Below are 3,825 nucleotides of genomic sequence, written 5' to 3'. Positions count from 1 at the left end.
ATCCACGTTATGCAGACCTGCCGCCCGCGAGCTGCCCGGCATTGCGCCGGGCCGGGCAGTGGCCGGGCCTCTGATCAGCGTCTCCGACGGCACCTCTCGGGCCCGGTGACACCACCCCCAGGTCATCCGTTCGACAGGGGGCAACAGTCATGCCGGGCCCGGAGGCCAGCGGCCCTCTTGCAGGACCACGAAGAACATAACGGGGGTGACGTGATGGTGGGGGCAGGTCTGGAGGGCGACCCCTTTGAGGCCTGCACCCCACCGGGAGGGCAGGGTGGCAGGTCAGCAGGTCAGCAGGTCAGCAGGTCAGCAGGGCAGCCGGTCGGTCGGTGGGTCGGTGGGTCGGTGGGTCGGTGGGTCGGTGGGTCGGCCGGTCGGTCGGTGGGTCGGTGGGTCGGTGGGTCGGTGGGTCGGTCGGTGGGTGGGTCGGTCAGCCGGTCGGTGGGTCGGTGGGTTTTGGGGGGAAGGGCTGGCCGATTCGGTGGACGGTGGTGATGGTGTCGGTGTTGGTGCGGTTGCCGTTCTTGTCGATGCCGAAGTGGCCGCTTGCGCCGGCGACGGCGTTGTTGCGCAGTGCGTACAGCTCGTTCCTGATGGCGTAGCGGTTGGGCGTGCTGGAGGGGTTGTGGGCGGCGGCGTTGTGCAGGGCGGTCGCGGCGGTGATCACGGCGTCGTAGGCGACGATGCCCCAGTAGCTGCTGGTGAGGTGCTCTGCGGGGAACTGCTGGCCGTGGTGGGGGGAGGTGAAGGCCTTGGCGAAGGCTTCGTACAGGCCGCGGCCGGGGTTGCCGGGGTCGCGGAACTGTTCCGCCTTGGGGAAGGACGCGTACAGGACGGTGATCGGCGAGGCCGGGTCGTTGAGCGCTTCTGTCTTGGGGTCGAGGGCTGCCGCGTCGGATCCGGTGATGACCGTGATGTGCTGGGCGTGGCAGCTGCGCTTGGTCAGGGCGTCGAGGAAGTCGGGCAGGTACTTGACGCGGGCGGCGTAGTAGACGGTGTCGATGGTTTTGCTGGTGTTGCAGAAGTTCTGGCTGATGGCCGGGAGGATGGCGTCGGGACCGCCGCGGGGGTCGAAGGTGAAGTCGGAGTGGGCGTCGAGGTGCTTTTCGAGGCCTTCGATGCTGCGAAAGCCCTTGTCGAGGGATTCGGTGTAGAGGTCCCTGGTGCCGTTCGGTGTCACGGACGTGCTGACCAGGGCCGCGGTGCGCCGGCCGGAGGGGAGTTCTTCGCTGATGGCGTTGAGCTGGTCGCTGTTGGACAGGGCGACGCGGGCCAGTCCGTTGATCGGTCCCTTGCCGTCGACCGCACCGGTGGCGTTGAACCCGTCCGCTGTGATCAGGTCTCCGACCATGGGCAGATCGGCCTTGCTGAGCTTGCGGGCGGCGTCGACCGTCTCCTGCTGGCTCAGGCCCATGCCGGCCACCGCCACCAGCCGTTCGCTGTCCTTGCGGGCCACGAGCTGGTCGACGGTGCGCTCCCAGCGTTTCTGGCTGCTGCCCATACTGGCCACGAGCAGCCGGATCTTGGGTCTGCTGTTCTTCTTGTTCTCCTCCGCGACGGCGGTGTAGGCGCCCTCGAGCTCGGCGACGTACTGGCCCACGGTCAGGCTGTTCGCGTCCTTCGACGTCAGCGGCGTCAGGAACGCGAATGTCACATAGTCACCGCCGCCGGTCACGTTCTGGTTCTCCGCACCGATGGCGGTCATGACCGGCTTCAGATCACTGCCGAAGACGGCCGCGCCGTCACTGCCGTCGGTGACGCCCGTGCATTCCCCGCCCGCCTGTGTCACCAGGCTGGGATTGCTGGTGCCGCAGTGTTCTCTCTCGAACTGACTGTCCTCGATGCGCTGATGTACCTGCCATGCCCCCACACCGACGGCGAGAGCGAGCGCGGTCCCGGCCACCAGGACCGTGCGCAGCCGCCTGCGGCTACCGGCCGCAGGGAGCGCCCAGCGCCTGCCGCGCCCGGCGGACGGCTGGGAGTTCAGGGTTTCCCAGCACTTCAGCCACGGCTTGTGCTGCTCGGCGGTCAGCCCGCAGCCGCGCACGTACTTTCCCGTGAAGTCCCGGGTGGGCAGCGCGTCCATCCGCAGCACCGTGGAGATCGTGGTGGCCGACAGCCGGCCGGAGCCGTCGTCGCTGTCCCGTCCCACGTCCCTGTAGCTCTTGCTGCCGCGCAGCTGGTTCAGGGCTTCGCGGAACTCCTTCTGGTTGCGCACACGTTCCGGGTCGGGCCCCATTTTCTGCTCGCCCGGCGTGTCCGGCCTGGCTTCCGGCTGCGTCATCACACGCCTCCCGCACAGGTGGCGGCCGGGCGCTGTCCGTTCAGCCAGGGGCCGATCTGCGCGGCGGCGGCTCCGGCCGCCATGACCAGCCCGAGGACGTCGCACACGGGCTGACCGCTCGACACGAGGACGACCACCACCAGCAGGACCACCGTCAGGACGGTGATCCGCTGGACGGGCGTGAGGGACGCGCCGCACAGCGCTTGCCCCGATGACGCCGTCTGCCGGCGCCGCGATCGCCTAATACGTCGTGACACAGTTGTTTTCCCCTCCTGGGCGCGGCGAAGATCGCCGAATACGGCTCACACCACGGTTACCGGCCGTGATGCGGACAACACCCAGTCTTGCCTGGGCCGGGATGGAGGAAAACCCGTAAACGCGTTTGGGATCAGCCCGAACAAACACCGCTCAGCAAGGCTCTATTTCCGCTCGAATACCGCGGCGTGTTGACACGTCCTGACGGCTCATCCGCTGACGACCGAATCGTCCGGGCCGGAAGACAGTCCGTGAGGCAAGCGTCCATGCCACCACCGGATCCCACCGGCGCAGGCCCTGACCAGGCCGTATCCAGTTCAGAACGCATCCGAACGTGTCCCGAACGCGGAAGATCTTGCCTCGTGGGCGCGACGGTGGTGAGCTGAACAAGCGGAACCCCCGCCCCCGGAGTATGCCCATCATCCCCTTCCTGGGCGCGGCACCCCGTCAGCGGGGGAGAGGGGATTCCTGTTACCGGCTGGGATCCCCTCACCGCACCCACCTCCACGTGGACACAACTCTTCGGCCCCAGTATTCGAAAACGGCCGGCGCTCCGACGGAAAAGCGCACCTGGCAGTCGACGCCCTGCTCCCCGGACGGGTTCCACCCAGCAGTCCGCTCAACGCGATTACGGATGCGACCCCGCTCGTGGAGGAGAGACGCTGGGCTTCGCCGGACAGCGGAACCTGCTGGACCTCGACGTCCGTGCGGACGCGGTGCGGCCGGGCCGGCCGCCACCGCCCCGAGGCATCGCGGGCCACATCGACGGCGACCTGCGACATGACGTCGGGCTCCACCAGGTGGACATCGAGGGTGCGCGGTGTTCCCCACCCGGCGCTCACAGTCCATCGGTCCACGGGTGCGCGCCCGCCGACGGGGCCAGTTGGCCGGCCAGGGCCCGGCCCGGCGACCGGGGACGGCGTGGTGCTGCGGCCGGTGTACTGCGAGCGGCCCACAGCGTCGTAGCGGCCCTGCAGCAGCGTGCGGGGTGCGGCGAGGGTGCCACCGCATCAGCGTCCTCTTCGCCATGCTCCGCGACGGAACCTTCTACGAGCCGAGGAGCCGTCGGCTCGCTTGACGAAGGACATAGAGGCACCCCCCAACCCGAAATGTGATCGTGCGGGCACCACGGCAAGGCGGCACCCGATACGGGAGCCGCCCAACCGCGCCTGAGTGACCGTCAGACAACAAGCCCGGCACCGGGCCGCAGCCGCCCACCAGCAGCCCGGCGGACCCCACGGCGCCGCACGATCGTCATACAGACCCCACCACACCCGGCGGCAGCC

Annotated in this window: 2 protein-coding genes; both read right to left on the bottom strand. The window is 68.9% G+C overall.

Annotation, left to right across the window (positions count from 1 at the left end):
• Positions 1–430 precede the first annotated feature (430 nt).
• The gene (locus F1615_RS36785) at positions 431–2,284 is read right to left on the bottom strand and encodes a hypothetical protein (RefSeq protein ID WP_244328979.1); all 1,854 of its coding nucleotides are present in this window, start codon (positions 2,282–2,284) and stop codon (positions 431–433) included.
• Entirely contained in the window at positions 2,284–2,541 is a 258-nt protein-coding gene (locus F1615_RS35290) for a hypothetical protein (RefSeq protein ID WP_149553120.1), read from the bottom strand. The genes F1615_RS36785 and F1615_RS35290 overlap by 1 nt, the downstream gene beginning before the upstream one ends.
• Positions 2,542–3,825: the final 1,284 nt, after the last annotated feature.

This window comes from Streptomyces marokkonensis (genome assembly GCF_008312835.1).
Lineage (GTDB): Bacteria > Actinomycetota > Actinomycetes > Streptomycetales > Streptomycetaceae > Streptomyces > Streptomyces marokkonensis_A.
Note: the sequence above shows the minus strand (reverse complement) of the source record. Positions and strands in the feature narration are given on the sequence as shown.

Bases quoted from the DNA above. Each gene is read 5' to 3' on its own strand.
- F1615_RS36785 (WP_244328979.1), bottom strand. From the start codon at position 2,284: ATGACGCAGCCGGAAGCCAGGCCGGACACGCCGGGCGAGCAGAAAATG.